This is a genomic window from Pedobacter sp., assembly GCF_031119335.1.
In the GTDB taxonomy this organism is placed as follows: domain Bacteria; phylum Bacteroidota; class Bacteroidia; order Sphingobacteriales; family Sphingobacteriaceae; genus Pedobacter.
The window spans coordinates 40,873-65,588 of record NZ_JAVHXT010000011.1; the positions used below are offsets into that span (position 1 = coordinate 40,873).

At 38.1% G+C, this 24,716-nt stretch carries 20 protein-coding genes; 10 read left to right on the forward strand and 10 right to left on the reverse strand.

Features of this window, described 5'->3' with window-relative positions; all coding sequences use genetic code 11:
- Nucleotides 1-224: 224 nt before the first annotated feature.
- From REI64_RS12480 to REI64_RS12500, 5 genes are all read right to left on the reverse strand, one after another.
- On the reverse strand, nt 225-650 hold the full coding sequence (locus REI64_RS12480) for a hypothetical protein (protein ID WP_308850462.1): 426 nt from the start codon (nt 648-650) through the stop codon (nt 225-227).
- Between the two features lie 19 nt (nt 651-669).
- Complete coding sequence (locus REI64_RS12485) at nt 670-1,020, reverse strand: DUF4180 domain-containing protein (protein ID WP_308850463.1); 351 nt, start codon at nt 1,018-1,020, stop codon at nt 670-672.
- Nucleotides 1,021-1,115: 95 nt separating this feature from the next.
- Nucleotides 1,116-1,820 (reverse strand): porin family protein, encoded by a 705-nt coding sequence (locus REI64_RS12490; RefSeq protein ID WP_308850464.1) that lies wholly within the window; start codon nt 1,818-1,820, stop codon nt 1,116-1,118.
- Between the two features lie 213 nt (nt 1,821-2,033).
- Nucleotides 2,034-3,617, reverse strand: coding sequence for an ABC-F family ATP-binding cassette domain-containing protein (locus tag REI64_RS12495; RefSeq protein ID WP_308850465.1), 1,584 nt, complete (start codon nt 3,615-3,617; stop codon nt 2,034-2,036).
- Nucleotides 3,618-3,901: 284 nt separating this feature from the next.
- The gene (locus REI64_RS12500; protein WP_308850582.1) at nt 3,902-5,086 is read right to left on the reverse strand and encodes an asparagine synthetase B; all 1,185 of its coding nucleotides are present in this window, start codon (nt 5,084-5,086) and stop codon (nt 3,902-3,904) included.
- 557 nt (nt 5,087-5,643) lie between these two features.
- On the opposite strand from REI64_RS12500, the gene REI64_RS12505 reads away from it, so the two are divergent.
- The 3 genes from REI64_RS12505 (at nt 5,644) to REI64_RS12515 (ending at nt 9,145) form a co-directional block, all read left to right on the forward strand.
- Nucleotides 5,644-6,102 (forward strand): peptidylprolyl isomerase, encoded by a 459-nt coding sequence (locus REI64_RS12505; RefSeq protein ID WP_308850466.1) that lies wholly within the window; start codon nt 5,644-5,646, stop codon nt 6,100-6,102.
- A gap of 71 nt (nt 6,103-6,173) precedes the next feature.
- Complete coding sequence (locus tag REI64_RS12510) at nt 6,174-6,710, forward strand: DUF5606 domain-containing protein (RefSeq protein ID WP_308850467.1); 537 nt, start codon at nt 6,174-6,176, stop codon at nt 6,708-6,710.
- Between the two features lie 146 nt (nt 6,711-6,856).
- Complete coding sequence (locus REI64_RS12515) at nt 6,857-9,145, forward strand: GH92 family glycosyl hydrolase (protein ID WP_308850468.1); 2,289 nt, start codon at nt 6,857-6,859, stop codon at nt 9,143-9,145.
- A 299-nt stretch (nt 9,146-9,444) separates the two neighbouring features.
- Here the strand turns inward: REI64_RS12515 and rlmH are convergent, their stop codons facing one another.
- Complete coding sequence (gene rlmH / locus REI64_RS12520; protein WP_308850469.1) at nt 9,445-9,918, reverse strand: 23S rRNA (pseudouridine(1915)-N(3))-methyltransferase RlmH; 474 nt, start codon at nt 9,916-9,918, stop codon at nt 9,445-9,447.
- Nucleotides 9,919-9,964: 46 nt separating this feature from the next.
- On the opposite strand from rlmH, the gene REI64_RS12525 reads away from it, so the two are divergent.
- The 6 genes from REI64_RS12525 to REI64_RS12550 all read left to right on the forward strand — a co-directional run bounded on the left by REI64_RS12525 (nt 9,965) and on the right by REI64_RS12550 (nt 15,034).
- Nucleotides 9,965-11,773, forward strand: a complete 1,809-nt coding sequence (locus REI64_RS12525; RefSeq protein ID WP_308850470.1) for a DNA mismatch repair protein MutS — start codon at nt 9,965-9,967, stop codon at nt 11,771-11,773.
- A gap of 150 nt (nt 11,774-11,923) precedes the next feature.
- Nucleotides 11,924-13,258 (forward strand): GH1 family beta-glucosidase, encoded by a 1,335-nt coding sequence (locus REI64_RS12530; protein ID WP_308850471.1) that lies wholly within the window; start codon nt 11,924-11,926, stop codon nt 13,256-13,258.
- Between the two features lie 20 nt (nt 13,259-13,278).
- On the forward strand, nt 13,279-13,701 hold the full coding sequence (locus REI64_RS12535) for a DUF2007 domain-containing protein (protein ID WP_308850472.1): 423 nt from the start codon (nt 13,279-13,281) through the stop codon (nt 13,699-13,701).
- Nucleotides 13,702-13,706: 5 nt separating this feature from the next.
- Complete coding sequence (locus REI64_RS12540) at nt 13,707-13,943, forward strand: putative signal transducing protein (RefSeq protein WP_308850473.1); 237 nt, start codon at nt 13,707-13,709, stop codon at nt 13,941-13,943.
- A gap of 117 nt (nt 13,944-14,060) precedes the next feature.
- A complete protein-coding gene (locus tag REI64_RS12545; RefSeq protein WP_308850474.1) occupies nt 14,061-14,372 on the forward strand; it encodes a hypothetical protein in 312 nt (103 codons plus the stop codon).
- 149 nt (nt 14,373-14,521) lie between these two features.
- Nucleotides 14,522-15,034, forward strand: coding sequence for a transposase (locus REI64_RS12550; protein WP_308850475.1), 513 nt, complete (start codon nt 14,522-14,524; stop codon nt 15,032-15,034).
- A gap of 741 nt (nt 15,035-15,775) precedes the next feature.
- Here REI64_RS12550 and REI64_RS12555 read toward each other — a convergent pair.
- The 4 genes from REI64_RS12555 to REI64_RS12570 form a co-directional block, all read right to left on the reverse strand.
- A complete protein-coding gene (locus REI64_RS12555; RefSeq protein WP_308850476.1) occupies nt 15,776-18,061 on the reverse strand; it encodes an aconitate hydratase in 2,286 nt (761 codons plus the stop codon).
- A 234-nt stretch (nt 18,062-18,295) separates the two neighbouring features.
- Nucleotides 18,296-21,061 (reverse strand): bifunctional aconitate hydratase 2/2-methylisocitrate dehydratase, encoded by a 2,766-nt coding sequence (locus REI64_RS12560; RefSeq protein WP_308850477.1) that lies wholly within the window; start codon nt 21,059-21,061, stop codon nt 18,296-18,298.
- A 258-nt stretch (nt 21,062-21,319) separates the two neighbouring features.
- Nucleotides 21,320-22,354: a M23 family metallopeptidase gene (locus REI64_RS12565; RefSeq protein ID WP_308850478.1), complete on the reverse strand. Its 1,035-nt coding sequence runs from the start codon at nt 22,352-22,354 to the stop codon at nt 21,320-21,322.
- Between the two features lie 113 nt (nt 22,355-22,467).
- A complete protein-coding gene (locus tag REI64_RS12570) occupies nt 22,468-23,130 on the reverse strand; it encodes a polysaccharide deacetylase family protein (RefSeq protein WP_308850479.1) in 663 nt (220 codons plus the stop codon).
- Between the two features lie 80 nt (nt 23,131-23,210).
- Here REI64_RS12570 and REI64_RS12575 point away from each other — a divergent pair, with 80 nt between their 5' ends.
- Nucleotides 23,211-24,653 (forward strand): TolC family protein, encoded by a 1,443-nt coding sequence (locus REI64_RS12575; RefSeq protein WP_308850480.1) that lies wholly within the window; start codon nt 23,211-23,213, stop codon nt 24,651-24,653.
- Nucleotides 24,654-24,716 lie beyond the last annotated feature (63 nt).

The window sequence follows — 24,716 nt, forward strand, 5'->3', positions numbered from 1 at the left end:
TGAAAGCTAAGAGTGCTATTTAATAGATTTAACTTCGTTGTTTTTCAATTCTCAGTCGTTCCTCCTTCGAAATGACGCAGCAAAAAGGATTACCACTACAATCCCGTTTAAAATGCAAGGCTCGTGCTACTACTTCCGTTTTCTTCTGTATAGCTTTCAATCATCCGCCACTGCGATAAAAGTATCTTTGTAATTTGTCGCATGACCTTTCATCAAAGTTCAAATTAAGCTAAATCGTTTCTTTCAGCTCCCCTCGCTATTCTTCCCGCAAAATAGGCTACAGGCAAATAAGCGCCTGCCAAATCAACAATAGTAAACCAAACTGGCGATGGCATAATCATCACCATCCAAACGCCACCAATTAAAAAGAATACCCCAATGATCATTGCAGCAATCATTTTATGTGCGCCAAAGCGAGCCGCGATATAAGCCCCCACAAAGGTTCCAATGGCGTGTGCTAAAAAAGGAAAGATAAAGTGCTTTGGTTGCATTAAGTGCATACCAGCTTTTAAGCCTTCTTCGGTGGTGATATCTAATCCGGCTGGCGGCGGAATAATATTTCCACTTACCATAATAATTGCGCCGTTAACTAAGCTGCCAATAACAACGCCTACAATAACAGCGATAACATCTTTCAAAATTGGATGCATGATTTGGATATTTAAGTTTCTATTTTGATAAAGCCTCAATGGCTTCAGATTTTGAATTTACGAAATTGATGCGACCTAATTTATTGCTCTCGAACACAAAATCTATAAAGCTCTTACTTTGATAGTTCGCAAAATTGCCTACTATGGCTAAACGCATTTTGTAATTAGAAAATTTTTGCAAAATCTCGCCAGCCATTTTGGTACTCAAATCAAAGAATAAGGGAGTGATATTCTTTTCATGCAAAATCACATTGTCAAATCCTTGGTAATAAACGTTTCCCACCAAATCTATACCATCTTCTATTTTGCTAATTACTAGGTTGTCGGCTACTACTTCTGCGATACTGTCGCTTACTTTTACAATCTCCATTTTCAAATGTAGTGAAAAGCAATTTTGCTACATCTGTTTAAAACAAAAAAGCCAGTCGTTTTTCAACGACTGGCATACGATGATTGTTAAGTTAATTAGAATGAATAACCGATACTAAAACCTAATACTCTATTTTTCTGCTTCGAGTCTTGACTATTAGATCTAGCATCTTTAGGGATAAGATTTGCCATCCCTAAACCGTAATTGGCGCCAAGGATAATCCCGTTGTTGGCTCTAAAACCAAGGCCAAAGTTCGCTCCGTAATCCATACCAGCACTACCAGTTAAAGGCTGTGCGTCGTCACCAAAATCAAAATCTGTCTGTTGTTCATTAGGTGTTATGTTTTTAAACTTATTTTTTCCAGAAATACCAAAACCTAAATACGGACCAGCACTAAGCTGAACTGCGCCTGCATTTCCGGTAGGGATGCTGTATACTGCGTTAATCGGAACATCAATCCACATGGTACTTTGTTGCACCTCAATTCCACTAGTGCCGTCTACATCCGTGAATTTTGTACCTTTATTTTGTAGACTCACTCCGGGTTGTAAAGCGAAGTTTTTAGCTACTCCAAAATCACCGAACACAGTTACATTAAATCCAACGTTATTTTCTTGGTTTTTATTTAGTTCATCTATTAACTCTTTGTTTTCGCTTCTGCCCGAAAAGCGGTACTTAGATAAGTTTACTCCTGCTTTTACACCAATTCTCGCATCGCTGCCGCCAATGGTTGTAGTTTGAGCAAATAAAGCTGGACTAGAAAGTAAGAGAGCGGTTCCAATTAATAATATCTTTTTCATAACATTTCAGTTTTCAAGTTGAAACCATTTTCAACGATTGCTAAAGTCCAAAAGCTGTGCCATAAGGCCTTCCGATGTTATATCGATTATGTGTTTAATTATTTGTTTTACAGATTGTTATTGTTGTTTAGGTTGTTGGCTTTATGGTGCTTTACGTTTGTAACGTAGTGTTTACAAAAGCATACAAAGTTGGCCAGCATCTAGGAAATTTGGCTAAAATAATTCTATATTCTTCGGGATATTTATTTGTGCCAAAAAGTATTCATCGTGAGAAACTACAATCAATGTTCCTTGATATTCGTTAATTGCTGCGGTTAAGATTTCGATATTTTGTATATCTAAATTGTTAGTAGGCTCGTCTAAAATAATCAAATCTGGTGCTATGCTTTTAATGGTTAAACAGCACAGCATTAAACGCATTCTTTCGCCGCCACTTAGGCTGCCGCAAGATTTGTCCCAACTATCCTTGGCGAACAGGAAACGGTTCAGCCTAATTTTAACTTCATGTTCGTGTAAAGCGTTAGTGTTGTAATGTTGCGCTTGCTCATAAATAGATAGCCTGTTATCGATTAAAGAATAATCTTGGTCGATATAAATGGCATTAGCAACAGCGTTGTAGGTAGTTTCAACTTCTAAATCACCTAGCACCAACTTAATTAATGTAGTTTTTCCAGAACCATTACTGCCTTTCAGCGCAATACGTTCGCCGCTGTTAATTTGAAAATTCAAACTTTCTTTCCAAAGTAGCTTAGGCCCATAACTGTAATTCAAGTTTGTAGCCTTAAACAAGATTTTTCCTTTGTGCAGCTTGGTATTATCGAAGCCGAATTTCATTTGATCGATATCGGCAACATTTTGTCTTAAAGCTCTTAACTCGCTAGTAATGCCACCAATCTTTTCCGTATGGATGTCTTTTATTTTCGCTGTACTATTTTCGGCATTGTTTCTTAAAGTGTTCATCATGATGCGAGCCACCCCAGCTTTTTCTTGCTTCTTTTTGCCACGAGCATCCTGTTTTTGTAGGCGTTCCATCGTTTCTCGTTCTTTTTCTTTCGCCTTGCGCAATGCTTTTTCTTTGCTTTGGATATCTTGACTTAGCGCACTGTTTGCTATTTGTTTTTGCGATGCATAAAAATCATAATTACCACCAAAGATATTGATGCCTGTTCTGGTCAATTCGCAAACCGTGTCTAGTAGGTTAAGCAATTTCCTATCGTGACTAATGATGAATAAAGTGCTTTTGGTATGCTGTATAAACTGATATAGCAATTCTCTGCCAATTAAATCTAGATGGTTACTTGGCTCATCTAACAAGATAAATTCTGCCTGATGAATTTGGATGCCCGCCAAGAATACTTTGGTTTTTTGTCCACCGCTTAGAGAGACCATCGGATGTGAAAGCTCGAGGCCTTCCAATTGCCAGTATGCCAATGCTTCTTTACATCGATCTTCAATCGTCCAATCGTCGTTAAGTCTGGCAAAGTTTTCTTCCGTAGCATTACCTGCTAAGATTTGTGTTAATGCGTTGAGTTTACTTTCAATTCCTAATGCTTGCGCAACGTTTAGCTGGTTAAATTGGCCAAAAACCTGAGGGACATAATAAGGCATACCTTCAACTTCAATTCTGCCGGTTTTAGGTTGTAAATTGTTAAGGATAATATTAAACAAAGTTGATTTTCCTACACCATTGTTTCCAATTAGTGCGATCTTATTGTGTGCGTTAATGGTTAAATTAATACCATCGAAAAGTAATTCCTTGTTAGGATGTATGTAGCTAATATTTTGTAGGGTAAGCATAATTTCTTTCTTTAAAGATGAATGGATAGGCAAGGCAGTTGCTTTGCGGTCTTTAATGAATGGAAAGAAATTTAATCTTACATGCGGTGGTGTTTTTGATTTTTACTGTCGCAAATATAGAGATTTTTTAAATTTCTGGCAGCATGCTTATCGTTTAGCTGATGCTGAACTAAATTTGCTTTGCAGCTACTTCGTGGTCAGCATGACGGAGCATAAAATATTGCGTCACCTTGAATTTATTTCAGGGTCAGTTTCGCGGGCTTTTGGAAAGGTTAAAACCTTAACTACGTTTTCTGCGGTTTCTTTTTAGCCGCAGGAAACAAAACATTATTCAAAATCAATCGGTAACCAGGAGAAGTAGGATGTAAGCTCAAATCGGTTGGTGGATCATTTACTTGGTGTTGGTAATCTTCTGGGTCGTGGCCACCATAAAAGCTGAACTGACCTTTGCCAATTTCTCCGTGCAAGTAACGTACTTCGGCACCAGCTTTATTCTCGCCAAGCACTGTTATACTAGGTTTTACCAAGCTTTTGCGAAATGCTGTAGTTTGCCCCATAAAGCCTTTCACTACTTTTTCGTGGTTTTGGGTGAGCATTGTCGGCACTAAATCCCATTTGGCAGAGAAATCGAATAAGGTAAAGAAGTCGTTAGATTTGTCGAAGCCAACACGGGTTTCTGTAACGTCTATGTCCGAAAATTCGTATCTGTAAGGGTTCATGTCCAATTTAAAATTGGTAAAGGCAACCGCTTTGTTATAATCTAGCTTTGACTGTGCGTTGGCGTCCATACCATCACCATCGAACATGCTTTCCAAAATATCTACACCTTCGGCAGCTAAAGCAATGTCGAAACTGTCGGTTCCAGAACACATAGCAAATAGAAATCCGCCACCTACACAAAACTCTTTAATACGTTTGGCTACCGCTAATTTCATCTCAGAAACTTTATTGAAACCATTGCGTTTAGCGGCCGTTTCCTGATATTTTACGTCTTCTTGGTACCAAGTGGCATTTCTAAAGGCCGACCAAAACCTTCCGTACTGTCCTGTGAAATCTTCGTGGTGAAGGTGCAGCCAATCGTAGGTGCTGAGTTTGTCTTTTAATATTTCATCATCGTAAATTACATCGTAAGGAATTTCGGCATACGTAAGTACTAAAGTTACGGCATCGTCCCAAGGCAGTTTACTTTTGGGCGAGTAAACGGCAACTTTTGGTGCTTTTTCTAGCTTCACCATTTCCATGTTTACGGCCGGGTCGATAATTTCGTTTAAAATAGCACTTACTTTTCCATCGGCTAGTACTTCGTAAGATACGCCTCTAATTTTGAGCTCGTCTTCAATGGCTTTGGCGTGTTTTACCAAAAAGCTACCACCTCGATAGTTCAATAGCCAATCTACTTCGGTTTGTTGTTTAATGCACCAATAAGCAATTCCATAGGCTTTAAGATGGTTTTTCTGGCCTTCGTCCATATAAATGAGGATGGAAGCTGCCTTAGCGGCAACTTGAAGTATGAGAAATAAAACCAGAAGGATATATTTTTTGCCTTGCATAGATACGAAGTTAAAATTTAGCAACTAAAAGAAGAACGTTGAGATGTAAATTGTTGTATGGTTGGATTGTTTTATTGTTGAAATAATGGAAGGACTTAGTGTTGTGAGTTATAATGTTAAAAGATTGTAAAGTTGCGTGTTTTTAAAGAAAAGCAGCAGGCTTATACCTTCCTTGTCGAATGTAAATCCCGAAGGGATGAAATGATTATAGCATTGTCAATGATATTTATTTAAACCCTGAAAGGGTGATATATTATAGAGCTGGCTAGAATGTTGGCTTGAAATACAGGTTTTTGTTAATTAAACCAGATTGAAGCGGTCCCGATTTTTCATCGGGATAAGCGGAAAGCGGGACTGCCGAAACCGACTAGTAGAAACAATCATTTCCAAATAACTCTTAATATTTCATCATCCTATCAACCTGTTATCACATTTAATTAATTTGTGTATTTTTGCATCCTTATATAAAAAAGAAAATGGGTAAAGCGATTATAAAAACGGTAAAAGGCGATATGACCGTGGAGTTCTATGAAAAAGATGCTCCTAAAGCTGTTGCTAACTTTAAGAAATTAGCTAAAGAAGGATTTTATGATGGTGTAACTTTTCACCGTGTAATCCCTAATTTCGTAATTCAAGGTGGTTGTCCTAATTCTAAGGATGGCGCTTCTGGTATGGCTGGTACTGGTGGTCCGGGTTACAAAATTGATTGTGAGTTAGATGGCGATAACCAATATCACGATAGAGGTGTGCTTTCTATGGCGCATGCTGGTAGAAACACTGGTGGTTCTCAGTTTTTTGTTTGCCACAGCAGAGACAATACTGCTCACTTAGACCGTAACCACACTTGTTTTGGTAAAGTGGTAGAAAACGTTGACTTGGTAGACGATATACGCCAAGGCGATAAAATTTTAACGGTAGAAGTAATAGAGGACTAAATGCGTTGAGCGTTTGGAGTTTGGCGTTTTGAACGCTTAACGCCTTACGCTATTCGCTTAACATAAAATTTATGAATTTAAGAGGAATTGTATCTGTTTCGGGCAGACCAGGTTTGTTCAAATTAATTGGACAAAATAAAGCTGGCTATGTTTTAGAAAGTCTTGACGAGCAAAAGTTGAAGATTATTGCTAATCTAACGAACACTAAATTGGCTTCTTTAGAAGATATCACTATTTACGGAGAAGACGAAGAATTGAAATTAACTGATGTTTTGGCAAATATTGCAGCGACTAAAACTGCAATTCCTGATGTTAAAGCTGATGGTAATGTTTTGAGAAAATTCTTTGTTGAAGTTGCTCCAAACCACGATCAAGATAAAGTTTATGCTTCTGATATGAAGAAGATTTTAGCTTGGTACAACTTTTTAAAAGATATGCCTTTGTTTACGGAAGCTGCTCCAGGTACAGAAGAAGATGCGCCTAAGGTAGAAGATAAAACAGAAGCTAAGCCGAAAGCTGCCCCTAAAGCAAAAGCTGCGAAAGCACCAACTGCTAAAACGGCTGCACCTGCCAAAAAAGCAACTATGCCTACTAAAAGAGGAGCTTAATCGATTTAGTAATGCAAAAAATGGCCTCGTAGTTTTGAAAAGCTACGGGGCTTTCTTATTTTTACCATAACCAAAACCTAAAAAAGCATTGGTACGCTCAGAATTAAATTGATTTCTGGGAGGTGAAAATAAAGCAAAACTAAAATATGAAGAAACTTCTTGCAGTTGGACTGTTGTCCATTTTTTTGAATGCTACTGCGCAGCAGAATTTAGTGAAGTACGTTAAGCCCCTTATTGGTACGGAAAAGATGGGGCATACTTATCCGGGAGCTACTGTTCCGTTTGGAGCGGTACAATTAAGCCCCGAAACAGATACCGTATCTTATGCCTTGAATGGGCGGTACAACGGCGAAGTTTACAAATATTGTGCTGGCTATAAATACGAAGATAAAACGATAACTGGCTTTAGTCATACTCATTTCAGCGGAACGGGACACTCGGATCTGGGTGATTTTTTAATGATGCCAACTGTTGGTAAGTTGAAGTTGAACCCTGGAACTGCAAACCAACCTGGATCTGGCTACCGCTCTAGTTTTTCGCATGCCAATGAAACCGCCGAAGCTGGATATTACAAGGTCAAACTCGACGACTATAATATTACAGCAGAATTAACTGCTACGAACAGAGTTGGGATGCATCAGTATACGTTTCCGCAATCTAACCAATCTCATATTGTTTTAGACCTCACCGCAGGTATCTATAATTACGAAGGCAAAAATACTTGGACTTACGTACGTGTGGTGAACGATACCTTGATTACTGGTTATAGACAAACCAATGGTTGGGCAAGAACCCGTACGGTATATTTTGCAATGAGTTTTTCTAAACCGTTCAAGTCGTACGGATCTAAGTATGAAAATCAAAATGCAATCTATCGAGGCTTTTGGAGAAAATTTGATCAAACTAAAAATTTTCCGGAGCTAGCAGCACGTGATATTAAGATGTATTTTGACTTTGATACCAAGGCGAATGAAAAAGTAAAGGTGAAGTTTGCGTTGTCACCCGTTTCGCAAGCAAACGCCTTGGAAAATATGCGTGTAGAAATAGCGCACTGGGATTTCGACGCTGTGAAGAAACAAGCACAAAACGATTGGAATAAAGAACTGAGCAAAATTGTAGTGGAAACTGATCAAGATAATATGGTGAATTTTTACACAGCTTTGTATCATTCGTTTATCAACCCAACTACGTATATGGATAGTAATGGAGAATACAAAGGGCTAGATCAAGACGTGCATAAAGCAAATGGATTTACCAATTATACTACTTTTTCATTGTGGGATACTTACAGGGCCTTGCATCCATTTTTTAATATTGTGCAGCCATCAAGAAATAATGATATGGTTAAATCGATGTTGGCGCATTTTGATCAGAACTCGCTTAAAATGTTGCCCATTTGGTCGCATTATGCTAACGATAATTGGTGTATGAGCGGATATCACTCTGTGTCTGTAATTGCAGATGCAATTGTAAAAGGTGTATTTAATGGTGATGCGGAAAAAGCACTACAGGCGTGCATTGTCACTTCAAATAAGCGGAATTATGAGGGGATTGGCTATTACATAGATAAAGGTTATATCCCAGCTGAGCGAAGCGGTATCTCTGTGTCTAACACCTTAGAATACGCCTATGATGATTGGGCTATTGCGCAACTTGCGAAGAAATTGGGCAAAGCGGATATCTATAATGAATATTTAAAACGTTCGCAAAATTGGAGAAATAATTTTGATAAACAGTCTGGTTTCATGCGTCCTAAGTCTGAAAATGGTAACTGGGTTGCTAAATTTGACCCGATGAGCACGCATGGTCAAGGCTTTATTGAGGGCAATTCTTGGAATTATAGCTTTTTCGTTCCCCACGATCCTAGTGCTTTGGCAGAAGCAATGGGAGGGAAATCAAAATTTGCTAAAAAGCTAGATACCTTGTTTACTATGCATTTACCTGATGAATTTTTTGCTGATACAGAAGATATTACACGTGAAGGTATTATAGGTGGTTATGTACATGGCAATGAACCAGCGCACCATGTTCCGTATCTATATAATTGGGCTGGGCAACCTTGGAAAACCCAAGCGCAAGTTCGTAGGATATTAAGCATGCAATATAAGCCAACTCCAGACGGATTAGGCGGGAATGATGATTGCGGACAGATGAGTGCTTGGTACATGTTCTCGGCGATGGGATTTTACCCAGTAGCACCTGGATCAGACGAATACGCAATTGGTAGCCCGCTGGTAAATAAAGCGAGCATAAATCTAGAAAACGGAAAAACATTTGTGGTAGAAGCGGTAGGGCAAGGACCTAAAAACGTTTACGTCAAAAAAATTACCCTTAATGGAAAGGATTTAAATGGCTATTCGTTAAAGCATTCAGATATTTTAAACGGTGGTAAGCTGGTGTTTTTTATGTCTGGAAAACCTAATAAAAATATCTAACAATTGGCTTTCGTCCATAACTAACAAAGGCTGGTCGTTGATCAGCCTTTGTTAGTTATAGAAAATATAAAAGTATTGCAGCGATGATGACTACTGCAATCATAATGGTCAAATATCTTTGTTCTTTAGATGTGTCACTTCTAAATCTATAGTTTCTTTTATAATCTCCTGGTAGTTTCATAATTCCTCCTTTTTAAATTAGATGATTTGGATAAGTGTTTTCCATAATTTTTAGCCACAGATTCACAGATAAAATTAATTTCAACGATGTTAAATTTACACATTTGTGGCTATATCTTTTACTCATGATGATAAGGTTCGTTCTTTAATATAGTAAAAGCTCTGTAAAGTTGTTCTACAAAAAATAAACGTACCATTTGGTGAGAAAAAGTCATGTCTGACAGCGAAATGCTACTATTTGATCTTTTGTAAATGTTTTCATCAAAGCCGTAAGGACCGCCGATAATAAATACTAAGTTCTGCACACTGCCCACCATTTGCTTATTGATGTAGGATGAAAACTGAACAGACGTAAATTTCTTGCCTTTCTCATCTAACAACACCACAACATCGCTATTGTTCAATTGCTTTAGTAACAATTCTGCTTCTTTGTTTTTTTGCTGTGCTTCGGTAAGGTTCTTAGTGTTTTTTACATCGGGAATAATTACCATGTTGAAGTTAATGTAATGCTTCAATCTATTCAGGTACTTGTCAATCCCTTCAATTAAATATTTATCTTCAGTTTTACCGATGGCAATTAAGGTAATCTTCATCTAATGCTTGCGTTTTTTATCTTTACAGCTTAATTCCTCAAATATAATGTTAAATACCGAGCTAGATAGATTAAAACGATATGAAGCTTCTGCAAAAGAGCAACAAATAGAAATTGCCGCATTAAAGAAAAAAGTAGATCAGCTTTCTTTTGTGCGAGTAGCATTGTTGCTGGTAGAAATTGGACTTTTTGTGGGTTTGGTAAGTTCAGAAGGAAGTACGGCAAATGCAATTTGGTCTGTATTACTGCTATTGCCCATCTTCACTTTTGCTGCGGTAGTTAGGCAACAAAACAAATTAGAAAAGCAGTACAAGTTCCACCAAAATTTACTTTGGGTTTTTGAGAATGAGATTGCTTTATTGCAGGGTAAAGCGAATGGATATGATGATGGAACTGCTTTTGAAGATGAAAATCATCCTTACCTTTCTGATTTGGATATTTTCGGCAAATCCTCACTCTATGCTTTAATAAACAGAGGCGCTTCGAAAATTGGTGTAGAAGAATTGGCAAAGCATTTGGCTACGGTGAGCAACCGAAATTTGATTGTAGAACGTCAGGAAGCAATTAAAGAATTAACGGAACATATTGATAGCACCTTTGCTTTTAGGGCTAACTTAAAAGGTTACGAAGTAACTAGGATAGAGGAAATTAAACAGAAATTAGGAAGCCAATTATTGAAACAGGTTACTTTCACTTCTAATAGCTTGCTTAAGTTTTACGTGAAGACGGTGCCTTATTTAATGTTAGTGTTGTTCTTGGTGGGATTAATTTTTGGAGGTACGTTTTGGAGTATTTTCGGATTAATGGCTTTTGCTAACGCAATGTTGACATTCTTCTATTCTAAACAAATCACGACAGTTTATTATGGTTTTAGTGGAAGTTCTGGACTGTTAAGTAGCTATGCAGATGCCATTGAATGGACAGAACAGCGGGACTGGAAAAGCAAATACATTAAAGACTTATTCCTTTCTGAAGAGAAAGTTAGTGCGCATATCAAAACCTTGGCCAAAATCATTGTTGAGTTTGATGCCCGATTGAATTTCCTTTTATACGCTGTACTCAATTTCTTCTTGTTATGGGATTTGAAATGTTGCATTAAATTGGGGAATTGGACTAGAAATGTGAGCGATCAGGTTGCTCAAGGTTTAGATAGAATTGGTTATTTCGAAGAACTGATTTCTTTTGCAACACTAAATTGCAATCATCCAGATTGGGTATTTCCAGCCATCAATCAGAATTTTTCTCTGAAAGCCGATGAGTTGGGACATCCGTTAATTCCCACTAGTAAAAGAGTAGATAACAGTTACGCATTACGAGAAACGGCAACTGTAGATATAATCACGGGTTCTAACATGGCAGGGAAAAGTACGTTTCTTCGTACTGTTGGAATTAATATGGTGTTGGCTTATGCGGGTGCTCCTGTTTGCGCAAAGCAAATGGATTTATCTATTTTCCGCTTGTTAACCTACATGCGTATCAAAGACAATTTGATTGAAAGTACTTCTACTTTTAAAGCCGAATTAAACCGTTTGAAAATGATATTGAGCGAAGTTGAGTTGCATCCAAATGCTTTTGTGTTGATTGATGAAATGTTGCGTGGAACTAATAGCAAAGACAAATTTGATGGTTCGAAAGCCTTCATCGAAAAACTCATTAAAATAGGAACGCCAACTTTATTTGCCACTCATGACTTACAATTGTCGGAATTAGAGCAAGTTCATCCAAATGCTGTACGTAATTTCCATTTTGATATTCAGTTAGTGGGCAACGAAATGGAGTTTGATTATCTAATTAAGCAAGGACCTTGCACTAAGTTTAATGCAGCGATTTTGTTGAAGCAGATAGGCTTGGGATAGATTTTGTTTACCACCTTAGAGCAACTAAGTTTTAGTTCATCAATATAGTTTTTTCTAAAATGAACTTAGATTTCTTAGGTGGTTCAATCAAAACAATAACTTAACTTTAATTTAACCCGAGCATCCCGATTATTCATTTTATTTGATGTAATGTACAGCAGCGATTTTGGTAAAGACTTTTTATGGGGTGTAGCTACTGCTGCAGCTCAGATAGAAGGGGCTGCAAATAGTTACGGCAAGGGACCGAGCATTTGGGATACTTTCTCCAAACGTCCAGGGAAGACAAAAAAAGGACACAACCCGAGCGAGGCTTGTGATTTCTACCATCGTTATAAAGAAGACATCGCTTTAGTTAAAACTTTAGGATTTAATGTTTTTCGGTTTTCTATTGCTTGGTCACGTATTTTCCCTTTGGGCAATGCAGTGTTAAATCAAGAAGGTGTAAGTTTTTATCACAATGTGATAGATGAATGTTTAAAGCGAGGAGTGACGCCCATGATTACTTTGTACCACTGGGATTTGCCCGAAGCTTTATCAAAAGAAGGTGGGTGGACTGCCTTCGCTATCAATAGCGCATTTAATGAGTATGCACTTTTTTGTGCAAAAGAATACGGTAACAAAGTGAAGCATTGGATTGTCATTAACGAGCCTTTCGGTTTTACCTCGTTAGGTTATATGTTGGGTGTTCATGCTCCAGGACAAACGGGTGTAAGCAACTTCTTCGATGCAGCTTTACATACCGCAATCGCTCAAGCTGATGGAGCTAAAATTCTAAGAGCTGAAGTTAAAGATGCCATTATCGGAACGGCATTTTCATGTTCTGAGATTATTCCTTATACGCAATCGGGACAAGATTTATTGGCTGCTAAACGAGTAGATGCTTTAATGAACCGCTTTTTCCTAGAGCCAGTTTTAGGGATGGGCTTTCCCACTGCCGAATGGGATGTGTTAGAGAAATTTGCAGTTACTCATTCCACTTGGCGCCATCAGGAACGAATGAAATTTGATTTCGATTTTATTGGTATCCAGAATTATTTTCCTTTGGTAATTAAATACAATGCTTTTGTTCCTGTAGTACAAGCTTGGGAAGTAAAAGCGAAAAATAGGAGAGTGCCGCACACCGTCATGGGCTGGGAGATTAATGCAGATAGCTTCTATCGTATTATCAAACAGTTTGCCGCTTATCCAGAAGTGAAAAATATCATGATAACTGAAAATGGGGCAGCATTTCATGATAAGGTAATTGATGGTAAAATCGATGATCCTGAAAGAACCGAATATTTTAAAGCTTACCTAGCCGCAATGCTGAGGGCTAAAAATGAAGGTGTCAATGTCACAGGTTATTTAGCATGGACTTTGATGGATAATTTCGAATGGGCAGAGGGCTATCAAGCTCGTTTCGGTATCGTCCATAATGATTTTAAAACGCAACAGCGAACCATCAAGCAATCTGGTTATTGGTGGCAAGATTTTTTATCGAAGTAAATTTCTCTATATTTATAGGGATGAGCGATAAAATCATAGTTTACAGCACTTTTTATAATCCAATAGAAGCCAATATTGTTAAAGCGAAATTGGAGGATGCTGGTATTCCCTGCTTTTTAACAGACGAAAATGTAGCAACGATAAATCCGCTTTTTAACCAAGCGATAGGAGGTGTTAAGCTGAATGTTTTTGAAAAGGATGTGGAGCGAATTAACGCTTTGTTGGCGGATGATGTATCGCTCGATGTGCCAGAAATGGATGCTGAACAAGATGTAGATAAGGTAGTTTGTGAAAATTGCGGCTCTACCAATGTAAGCTATGGTTTGGCAACAAAAAATAAACATAGTTGGTGGGTGGCTGTACTATCTATTTTAATGACTATTTATCCTTTTAAAGCAAATAAGTGTTATCATTGTTATAAGTGTGGTCACGAATTTAACTAGATCTTATGACAGATAATAAAATAGTAGTTTATAAAACTTTCGAAAATCCAATGGAAGCGAATATTGTGAAAAGTCGTTTGCTGGATGCTGGCTTTGAATGTTTTCTTTCAGGTGAAAATGTGGCATTAGTTTATCCGGTTTTTAATACTTCGATAAGTGGGGTACAATTACATGTTTTTGAAAAAGATGTTCATGCTATCGATCAGTTTTTAACTGAAGATGAGGCTTTGGAGGGATTGTGATGCATTTTTCATTATAATAGTAAGTTTCCTTTCCCTTGTTGGCGTCCCCGCCAACGAGTAGGATACCAAAAATTCCTTCAATTTTATTAGCTTTAAGTCTACCTATCCTAGATTTTTATGCTAAAATCTTATCATCCAGAATTTCTTACAGCTACAATTTTAAATTGGCAACATTTATTAAGTGATGATTTTAAGCATATAATAATTGATGCAATGAAATGGCTTGTAACACAAAAGCGTTGTACAATTTCTTTCCCTTGTTGGCGTCCTCGCCAACGAGCCGTGTCAATTCTACTACAAAAGTCTTATCAAATTTTTTATCCAGTTTTTGATACTTCGATAAGTGGTGTCCAGTTGCATGTTTTTGAAAAAGATGTACATGCTATAGAACAGTTTCTAACTGAAGATGAAGCTTTGGAAGGGTCGTGAAAGCATTTTTATTATAATAGTAGTTGGCGAGGACGCCAACTTAGGAGGGCGTGGAAATTCTCTTTCGTTGACATCCCCGCCAACGAGTAGGATAGCAAAAAATTCCCGTCAAATTTTATTAGCTTTAATTCTACCTATCCTATACTTTTATGCTAAAATCTTATCATCCAGAATTTCTTACAGCTACAATTTTAAATTGGCAACATTTATTAAGTGATGATTTTAAGCATATAATAATTGATGCAATGAAATGGCTTGTAACACAAAAACGTTGTACAATTTATGGCTTTGTGATTATGCCTAATCACATTCATTTATTATGGAAAATTGAAGATGGCTTTGATAGAGCCAATGTTCAAGGTGCCTTATTAAGTTACACGGCTCATGAGTTTAAAAAGAGAATAAATGAAGATAATGCGCAATTAACAAATTATCAAGTTAACCTCGTAGATAGAACATTTCAGTTTTGGCAGCGAGATTGTATGGTTAAAGAATGTTGGGGCGAAGAATTTTTAAAGCAAAAGTTGGATTATATTCATCATAATCCCTTGCAAGCTCATTGGAATTTAGCTTCTTTGTCAGAAGATTACTATTGGTCTTCTGCTTCATTTTATGAAAATGGAGAAAGTCCTTTTGACTTTATAACTCATTATAAAGAGTAATTTTTGCTCGTTGGCAAGGACGCCAACGAGGGAGGTGCTGATTTTATTCTCTTGTTGGCGTCCTTGCCAACGAGTTGGAATTGCAGTTAGTGTGTTTTTCATCGACATGGGCATCACGTGAGTGAGAACAGTGGGATTTTTTACTTAAAATTCTCTCTTTACAGATAATAAAATTACCCGTTGGCGGTGACGCCAACAAGGGAGTTAAATTCCGACCAACAGGCAAGAGCAGGCTTTGAAGCGTTCGTGGTTAACGAACATAACTGGGCACCTCCCAATGTATCGGGAGGAATTTCGTTGTGTGTTCCCCTCTTTCAGTTTGAATTTATAAGCCATTGCAAATAGGGGATTTAACTCCCTTGTTGGCGTCCCCGCCAACTAGCAATGGAGCTTTAAGTTGTTTATTTAAGTTTCTCTCTTTATAAATGGTAGGTTACTCGTTGGCGGGGACGCCAACAAATGAGTTAGCGTTTTAATTGTAGCAAAGCAAGAAGTTAAATAGACTTGATGGAAATGGAAACCCCACAGCCGAAGTGCAGCGTAGGCGAGGAGTTGAAATGTACAGCAAGACTTTCGGGAAATAGTAGCAGTATAATTGCTCTTCTAATAAAGTGGTAAGAAATAATTGATTAGGTATTAGGCTACAAATAAAAACCCAATTAGCATTAAGCCAATTGGGTTTTTATTTACTAAGCGTTAGATTTCTCCTTTAGTCGAAATGACGAGAGAACTAACAAACTATTATGCCTGCGCTGCTTTCGCGGCAGCTTCTTTTCTAATGATATTCAGGGCGCCACCAGCTTTAAACCACTCAATTTGTTGTTCGTTGTAGCTGTGGTTTACCTCAAAAGTTTCTGTAGATCCGTCTGCGTGGTGTAATACCAATGTTAATGGCTTATTAGGCGCAAATTCTGTTAAACCTAAGATATCGATGGTATCGTCTTCTTGGATTTTGTTGTAATCTTCTTTATCTGCGAAGGTTAAGCCCAGCATACCTTGTTTTTTCAAATTCGTTTCGTGGATACGAGCAAATGATTTTACCAACACCGCACGTACGCCCAAGTGACGAGGCTCCATAGCTGCATGCTCACGAGATGAACCTTCGCCGTAGTTTTCGTCGCCGACAACGATAGAGCCAATGCCTTCTGCTTTGTATGCACGTTGCGTAGCAGGAACAGGTCCGTACTCGCCAGTCAATTGGTTTTTAATATCGTCTGTTTTATCGTTGAAGTAATTTACCGCACCGATTAACATGTTGTTAGAGATATTATCTAAGTGACCACGGAATTTTAACCATGGACCAGCCATAGAAATATGGTCGGTAGTACATTTGCCTTTAGCTTTGATCAACAGTTTCAAGCCTTTTAAATCTGTACCTTCCCAAGGTGCAAAAGGATCTAGCAATTGCAGACGATGCGAAGTAGGGGAAACCTTAACTTCTACGTTAGAGCCATCTTCTGCCGGAGCTTGAAAACCTGCATCTTCTACTGCATAACCTTTTTCTGGTAATTCCCAGCCAGTAGGTTCGTCAAGTTTTACCTGCTCACCTTTATCGTTTGTTAACGTGTCGGTAAGTGGGTTGAAACCTAAATCGCCAGCAATGGCAATTGCAGCTACAATTTCTGGAGAAGTTACAAAAGCGTAAGTGTTTGGATTACCATCAGCACGTTTAGCGAAATTACGGTTAAATGAGTGTACGATAGTGTTTTTCTCTGCTTTCTCAGCGCCTGTTCTGTCCCACATACCAATACATGGTCCGCAGGCATTGGTAAAAATTGTTGCATCTAAATCGGTGAAAGTACCTAATAAACCGTCACGCTCTGCAGTATAACGCACTTGCTCTGAGCCTGGGTTAATGCCGAACTCGGCTTTTTTACCCAAGCCTTTATCGATAGCTTGTTTTGCTACCGAAGCCGCACGAGATAAATCTTCGTAAGATGAATTGGTGCAAGAACCAATTAAGCCCCATTCTACTTTAGTTGGCCATCCATTAGCTTCGGCAACTGCTTTCATTTGCGAAATAGGCGTAGCTAAATCTGGTGTAAATGGACCGTTCAAGTAAGGTTCTAATTCATCTAAGTTGATTTCTATTAATTGGTCGAAATACTTTTCTGGTGATGCATAAACTTCAGCATCGCCGGTTAAATGTTCTTTTATGGCATTAGCAGCATCGGCAACATCTGCACGGTTGGTAGCTCGTAAATAACGTTCCATGCTTTCATCGTAACCGAAAGTAGAAGTGGTAGCGCCAATTTCTGCACCCATGTTACAGATAGTACCTTTGCCAGTACAGCTAAGGTTAATGGCTCCATCGCCAAAATATTCTACAATAGCGCCAGTACCGCCTTTTACGGTTAAAATACCAGCAACTTTCAAGATTACGTCTTTAGCCGAAGTCCAACCATTCAATTTTCCAGTTAACTTTACACCAATTAGTTTCGGGAATTTAAGCTCCCAAGGTAAGCCAGCCATTACGTCGCAGGCATCGGCACCGCCAACACCAATAGCCAACATACCTAAACCACCCGCATTTACGGTGTGACTATCAGTCCCAATCATCATTCCACCAGGAAAAGCATAGTTTTCTAAAATTACTTGGTGGATGATACCTGCTCCAGGTTTCCAGAAGCCAATACCATATTTATTCGAAACTGACGAAAGGAAGTCGAAAACTTCTGCACTTTCGGTTTTTGCGTGAGGTAAATCAATTTCTGCACCTAATTTGGCAGTGATTAAGTGATCACAATGTACCGAAGAAGGCACGGCTACTTTTGGTCTGCCAGCTTGCATAAACTGTAATAATGCCATTTGTGCTGTTGCATCTTGCATTGCCACTCTATCTGGAGCAAAATCTACGTAGTCAGTACCACGAGTAAACGATTTATTTGGTTTTTTGCCGTCCCAAAGGTGTGCATATAATATTTTTTCTGAAAGCGTTAAAGGTCTGCCAACTAATTCGCGAGCTACATCTACACGTTCGCCAAAAGTTGCATAAACCTTTTTAATCATTTCTATATCAAAAGCCATAATTGTTCTTTATAATTATTGTTATTAACGATGCTATCTAAATTAAACAATTTTTAACAGACTTGTTTTTGAGTTTTGTTAATTTATCTTATTTAAAAACATTCTATGCAATTGTTTGCATAAAAAAAAGGCCAGCTCGGTACATCCGGCTGACCTCTTTGATATTTAGGCGGGTAGAGACACTCGCCTTTAGTTTATTGTTAAAGCTTGGTGCCTTCGCGAGCTTAACTTTTTCTATTGTTTTGTTGAGATAGGCGTGAACTTCGTTAAATTAATTCCTTCTACTGCTGCTTTATATTCTTCGATGTTTGGAATACGGCCCAAGATAGCTGAAAGAACAACAACTGGTGTAGATGCTAGTAACGACTCGCCTTTTTTACCATCTCTGTCTTCTACCACGCGGCCTTGGAACAAACGTGTTGATGTAGCCATTACTGTATCGCCTTTGGCCGCTTTTTCTTGGTTACCCATACACAAGTTACAGCCTGGACGCTCTAGGTACATGATGTTTTCGTATTCGGTACGAGCTACGCTTTTAGGTAAAGCATCACTAAATTCAAAACCAGAGTATTTTTGTAAATATTCCCAGTCGCCTTCTGCTTTTAACTCATCAATGATATTGTAAGTTGGTGCAGCAACTACTAATGGCGCTTTAAATGATACGGTGCCAGTTTGTGTTTCTACGTTTTTCAACATTTGAGAAACAATCTTCAAGTCGTCTTTGTGCACCATACAAGAACCTACGAAACCAAGATCTACTTTTTTATCGCCACCGTAGAAAGTTAAATCTCTAATCGTATCGTGCGTGTAACGTTTAGAAACGTCAGCATTATTTACATCTGGGTCGGCAATCATTGGCTCATTGATGATGTCTAAATCGATTACTACTTCGGCGTAATATTTAGCGTTATCATCAGGCAATAAAGCAGGTTTAATACCCGATTTAATTTCCTCGATACGCTTGTTTGCCTTGTTAATCAAACCTTGTAGCACCTGGTTATGGTTGTCCATTCCCTTGTCTATCATGATTTGGATGCGGCTTTTCGCTATTTCCAATGAAGCAATCAAGGTGTCGTCTTGAGAAATACAGATAGAAGCTTTTGCTTTCATTTCTGCAGTCCAATCAGTAAATGTGAAAGCTTGGTCAGCTAATAAAGTTCCGATGTGTACTTCGATGATACGACCTTGGAATACGTTTTCGCCATCAAACTGTTGTAACATCTGCAATTGCGTAGCATGAACCACATCACGGAAATCCATGTGTTCTTTCATTGCGCCTTTGAAGGTTACTTTCACCGACTCTGGAATTGGCATAGAAGCCTCGCCAGTTGCTAAAGCTAAAGCAACCGTTCCCGAATCTGCACCGAAAGCAACACCTTTAGACATACGTGTGTGCGAGTCACCACCGATGATGATTGCCCACTCGTCAACAGTAATATCATTCAATACCTTATGGATCACATCCGTCATCGAATGGTATTCTCCTTTAGGGTCGCGAGCAGTAATTACGCCGAACTCGTTCATGAACTTCATTAATTTTGGGATATTGGCTTGTGCTTTTTTATCCCAAACAGAAGCTGTGTGGCAACCTGATTGGTACGCACCATCAACAATTGGAGAGATAACCGTAGCAGCCATTGCCTCTAATTCTTGAGCGGTCATTAAACCTGTAGTATCTTGCGAACCTACAATGTTTACTTCTACGCGAACATCAGAACCTGCATGTAAAACCTTGCCTGGAGCTAAGCCTACTGCGTTTTTATTGAAGATTTTTTCTACAGCAGTTAAGCCTTGGCCTTCGATAGACACTTCTTTAGCTGGAGCAAAAACTATTGGAGCTTCTATGCCTAAAACTCTAGCTGCAAAAGTTTGGATTTTTTTACCAAAAACGATAGCGTAAGAACCGCCAGCTTTGATAAATTCCATTTTTTGAGGCGTTAATGCTTTAGAAATATCAATTAACTCCTGGTCGCCGTTGTATAATTTTTTAGTTCTGGTATTGATGGTAAGCACTGTTCCTGTTGCTACAGAGTAAACCTCCTCCAGAGTTGGCTCATCTTGTTCGTTACGAATAACGTTTCCGTTTTCATCAGTTTTCTTTACCCAGTTTTTAAGATCGATACCGATACCGCCAGTAACATCAACTGTAGTTAAGAAAATTGGCGAAATGCCATTGGTGCCACCCACAATTGGGGCAATATTTACGAAAGGAACATAAGGACTAGATTGTTTTCCTGTCCAAAGTGCTACGTTGTTTACACCCGACATACGTGAAGAACCTACACCCATTGTGCCTTTTTCAGCTACCAACATCACGCTTTTGTCTGGATGTTGTGCTTGTAATTCCCTGATAGCTGCTTGAGCTTCTGGGGTAATCATGCACTTTCCATGCAATTCACGATCTGAACGTGAGTGTGCTTGGTTGCCTGGTGATAGTAAGTCTGTAGAAATATCGCCAATACCAGCAATAAAGGTTACCACTTTAATTTCTTCGGCAACAGCAGGTAACTCGGTAAAGAATTCAGCTTTAGCGTAACTCTCTAAAATTTCTTTGGCAATTTCGTTGCCGTTGTTGTATGCATCCTTTAAACGATCTGTATCGGCATCGTATAAGAAAACTTGCGTTTTAAGTACATTCGCAGCTTTATGAGCTTTGTCCCCATTATCAGCTAATGCGATATCTAACAAAACTTTGATAGAAGGACCGCCCTTCATGTGCGACAATAGTTCGAAAGCAAAATCAGGAGTGATTTCTGCAACAACAGTTTCACCTGCAATAATTTCCTTTAAAAATTGTGCTTTTACTCCTGCTGCGGCTGTAGTGCCCGGCAGGGTATTGTATATGAAAAAGTTAACAGCGTCTGTTCTATTGATATTGTTAACAGTTTTGATTTGAGTAATGATTTCGCTTAATAATTCTGCGCTATCAATTGGTTTTGGATGAAGACCTTGGGTTTTTCTGTCTTCAATCTCTTGAATATAATCGTTGTAAATGCTCATCTTAGATGGTTTGCCTTCGATAAAGTTCAGGTTTGTATAAAACCCGTTTTACAAAAGCAATTTTTGTGTATTAAAATTTGTGTTTGTTTATAATTAAAAAGGTTGATTTTTAATCAAAACAAAAATACAAAAACCAACCTTTAAATGCAATTTAAACACCTCATTAGATGGTTTTAAATTCCTTCTAAATGAAAGTAAATGTGGAAAATTACATAACATAAACAGAAATAGGCACGAAGTAATACTAGATTGGAAGTTTTACTTTTTTCCTAAGTTCTTGAGCTCTTTTTTGGTCATCTCTTTTTGGATCACTTCTGGAGTTATTGCCGAGCTATAATATTTTTGGCTGGTTAACATTCCATTTGCATTTTCTGTGGTACAGAAATAAGGAGTGATAAAACCATAAAGACTTTCACTATCTTTAGAATCTGTGTTTTTGTTACCACCGAAGTTTGAAGATTTTAAATAAGTAATCATCAGGGAAATACCGTAACGCTCGTTTGTAATATCGTTCATTCCCAGTGGCGTACCTGGAAACACAGTTTGCCCTTCTTTTACGAAAATGCCTTTTTTGAAGCCTTTGTAATTAGCTAGTGTGCCATCTGCATGCTCTACAATAACCGTATTTACTTTGCTGGTATATTTTACATCTTTGGTATCCTGGTCATGGATGTCGGACACACTAACAACAATTCCTTTTCTTATGGCTGTTACGGTATCAGCTTCTTCGGTGTAAAATCTGTAAGCTTTCCAGTCGGCTGGGGTAGAAGAACCAAAATAAGTTGCTCTTAAAAAAGTAGACTCTATTGCTCTAGTTTTCTTTCCCTTGCCATAAGGCAGTGCATATAAAAAAAGCGGATTAAATTTAGGGTTCAGCTCGCCTCTAATAAAGCTATAACTGTACGACATGCCAATGCTTTGGTTCTTATTGTCGGGAGATAAGGTAAGGAAGTTTTCTCCACTATTTCTCACTCTGTAAACGGGGTTGCCAACACTGCTGTTAGTGAGTTCTCTGAAATTTAGAACAACGGTGTAGGTTCCAGGAGAAGTTTTTTCTGCGATGAGACTTACACTTTTATCGTCGTTCCTTTTTGTGCTAACGGTAAATTCTTTTTCTTGTGCATTTACAGAAAATGCAAATAGTAGGCTAGAGAGCAATAAAATTGATTTAGATAATTTCTTCATAATCGGTTTGATTGAAAGGCTAAAATAGGATTTGTTCTTAATTTCTGTGTTAAGGATGAAAATATTTGCAGAAATCCATAAGTGTTTAGCTAGGCTAACTTGGTTCATTTGCACAGTCTTTGCATTTTAAACCCGATTGAAGCGTACCGATTTTATCGGTATTAGCGGAAAGCGGGAGTATGGTAACCTAACTGAGGAATACACTGCTTTTCTAAATCTTTTTACAGCGTTTCGAAACGATACCCTTTCGCCAAAAGATATTCGATGGTTTTTGGTAAAGCGTGTTCTAATCTTTCCCAAGCTTTTAAACTATCGTGAAACACGATGATAGAGCCATTTCGTACGTTGCTAATCACATTTTGATAACATCTTTCGGGAGATAGTTTGAGGTCGAAATCGCCACTAAGGATGTCCCACATGATGATTTGCAGTTCTCGGTTTTCAGTTTTCAGTTCCTTGCCAACTGTTAACTGCCAACTGTTAATTAATTGACTGATTTGGCTTTTTTTGATCCTTCCATAAGGTGGACGGAACAAGTTGGTTGCAGTCAATTCTTGGCATTTCCAGAAATTTGCAATATAATCGTTGTCTTCAGTTTTCCATCCTTTTAGGTGATTGTAAGTATGGTTGCCAACGGCGTGGCCATCATTTTTAATACGTTCGAAGATTTGTGGATGTTTTTGTATATTATCGCCAATGCAGAAAAAAGTTGCTTTGATACCGAAATTTTTTAGGGTATTTAGCACAAAATCTGTAACATTTGGTATGGGGCCATCGTCAAAGGTGAGATAAACGACTTTTTCTTTGGTATCTTTATGCTCTTTATTCCAAATTAAATTGGGATAAAACCATTTAAGAAAAAAGGGTGGCCTAACAGTATACATGCTGTAAAATTAAATATTTAAGCTTGTTTTAAAAATTTATGAAACCATCTGTAGTTTATGTTATAATTGTGAACTAATTTATGAGACAATTTTCCAAAATAAGCTTTGTATTTTCTGCATTGTCTTTGTCTGTTGCTGGTTTTGCGGCAAATGCCCAAGAACTGATTACCATACAGCAAGCGGTAGACAAAACCTTGCAAAACAATTTACAGGTAAAACAGGCACAGTTTAGTGCGGCACTATCCGATGAGAACTACGGGCAATCAAAAAATGCATTGCTGCCTTCTATTAGCGGAAACATCAATGGAAATAGAAACTTCGGTAGAAGTATTGATCCATCTACCAACCAGTTCATCAGTCAGCAGTTTAATGCCGCCAGCGGAAGCTTAAATGCAAGTGTAGACTTATTTGCAGGTGGACAGAAAGTTAATCAGATTAAACAAAACAAGCTGTTGTTAGATGCTGATAAGGCGAACGTAGAGAAAGTTAAAAACGACTTGATACTGCAGGTAGTAACATCTTACATGCAAATTTTGTTTAATAAAGATTTGTTGAAAGCGGCAGAAGCGCAATTGGTAGTAGCTAAGCAAACGGCAAACCAGCAACAACAATTATTAGATGCGGGTAATAAAACCTTGGCAGATGTTTCACAGGCTAAATCGCAAGTAGCACTTTCGGAATTGGAAGTAACCAATGCACAGAATAATTTGGCTATATCTTACCTTACGCTTAACCAGTTAATGGAGTTGCCATCTGATAATAAATTTGAAGTGCAGGCTCCTTTGGTAGATGCAATAACTTACGCAAAAAATAATTACAGCGCACCAGAGGTGGTTGCTACTGCAATTAGTGTTTTTCCCGATATCAAATTGGCATCTTTAAGAACTCAGGCAGCACAACGAGGTATCAATATTGCTCGTGGAACTTATTATCCTCGTTTATCTTTTGGTGGTGGTTTAGGAACAAACTATTCTAGTATAAAACCAAAAGTGACAGAAGTAAATAATGGTTTTAAAGAAATTGTGATAGGTGAAGTTAGAGGTACGCAGCAACCAGTTGTAACGCAAACACCGGATATTTTAAGAACCTTGTCGAATTATCCATTTGGCTCACAAATTCAAGATAACTTTAATCAATTTGTAGGTTTCAGCCTATCTATCCCTGTATTTAATGGCTTTACTGCTCGCTCAAATGTTAGAAGAGCGAGGATCAATTACCAAAATGCGCAAGTAGATGAGCAGCTTTCGAGGAATAACCTTAATAAAGTTATTTTTCAGGCAGTGGCCGATTTAAGAGCAGCCGAGAGCAGATACGAATCGACCACTAATGCGTTTGCGGCACAAAAAGATGCTTTTTTCGTAATAGAACAACGTTATAATGTAGGGTTAGCAAACTCTGTAGAGTTTAGTACGGCTCAAACCAATAGAAATAAAGCAGAAATAGATATGATACAAGCCAAGTACGACTTGCTATTCAAGTCTAAAGTGATAGATTACTATTTAGGAAAACAAATTACGTTTTAGGAAAAAATAAATGACAGTTTTCGGTTGGCGGTTTTCAATTTTGCAATATTCCAACTTTTGAAC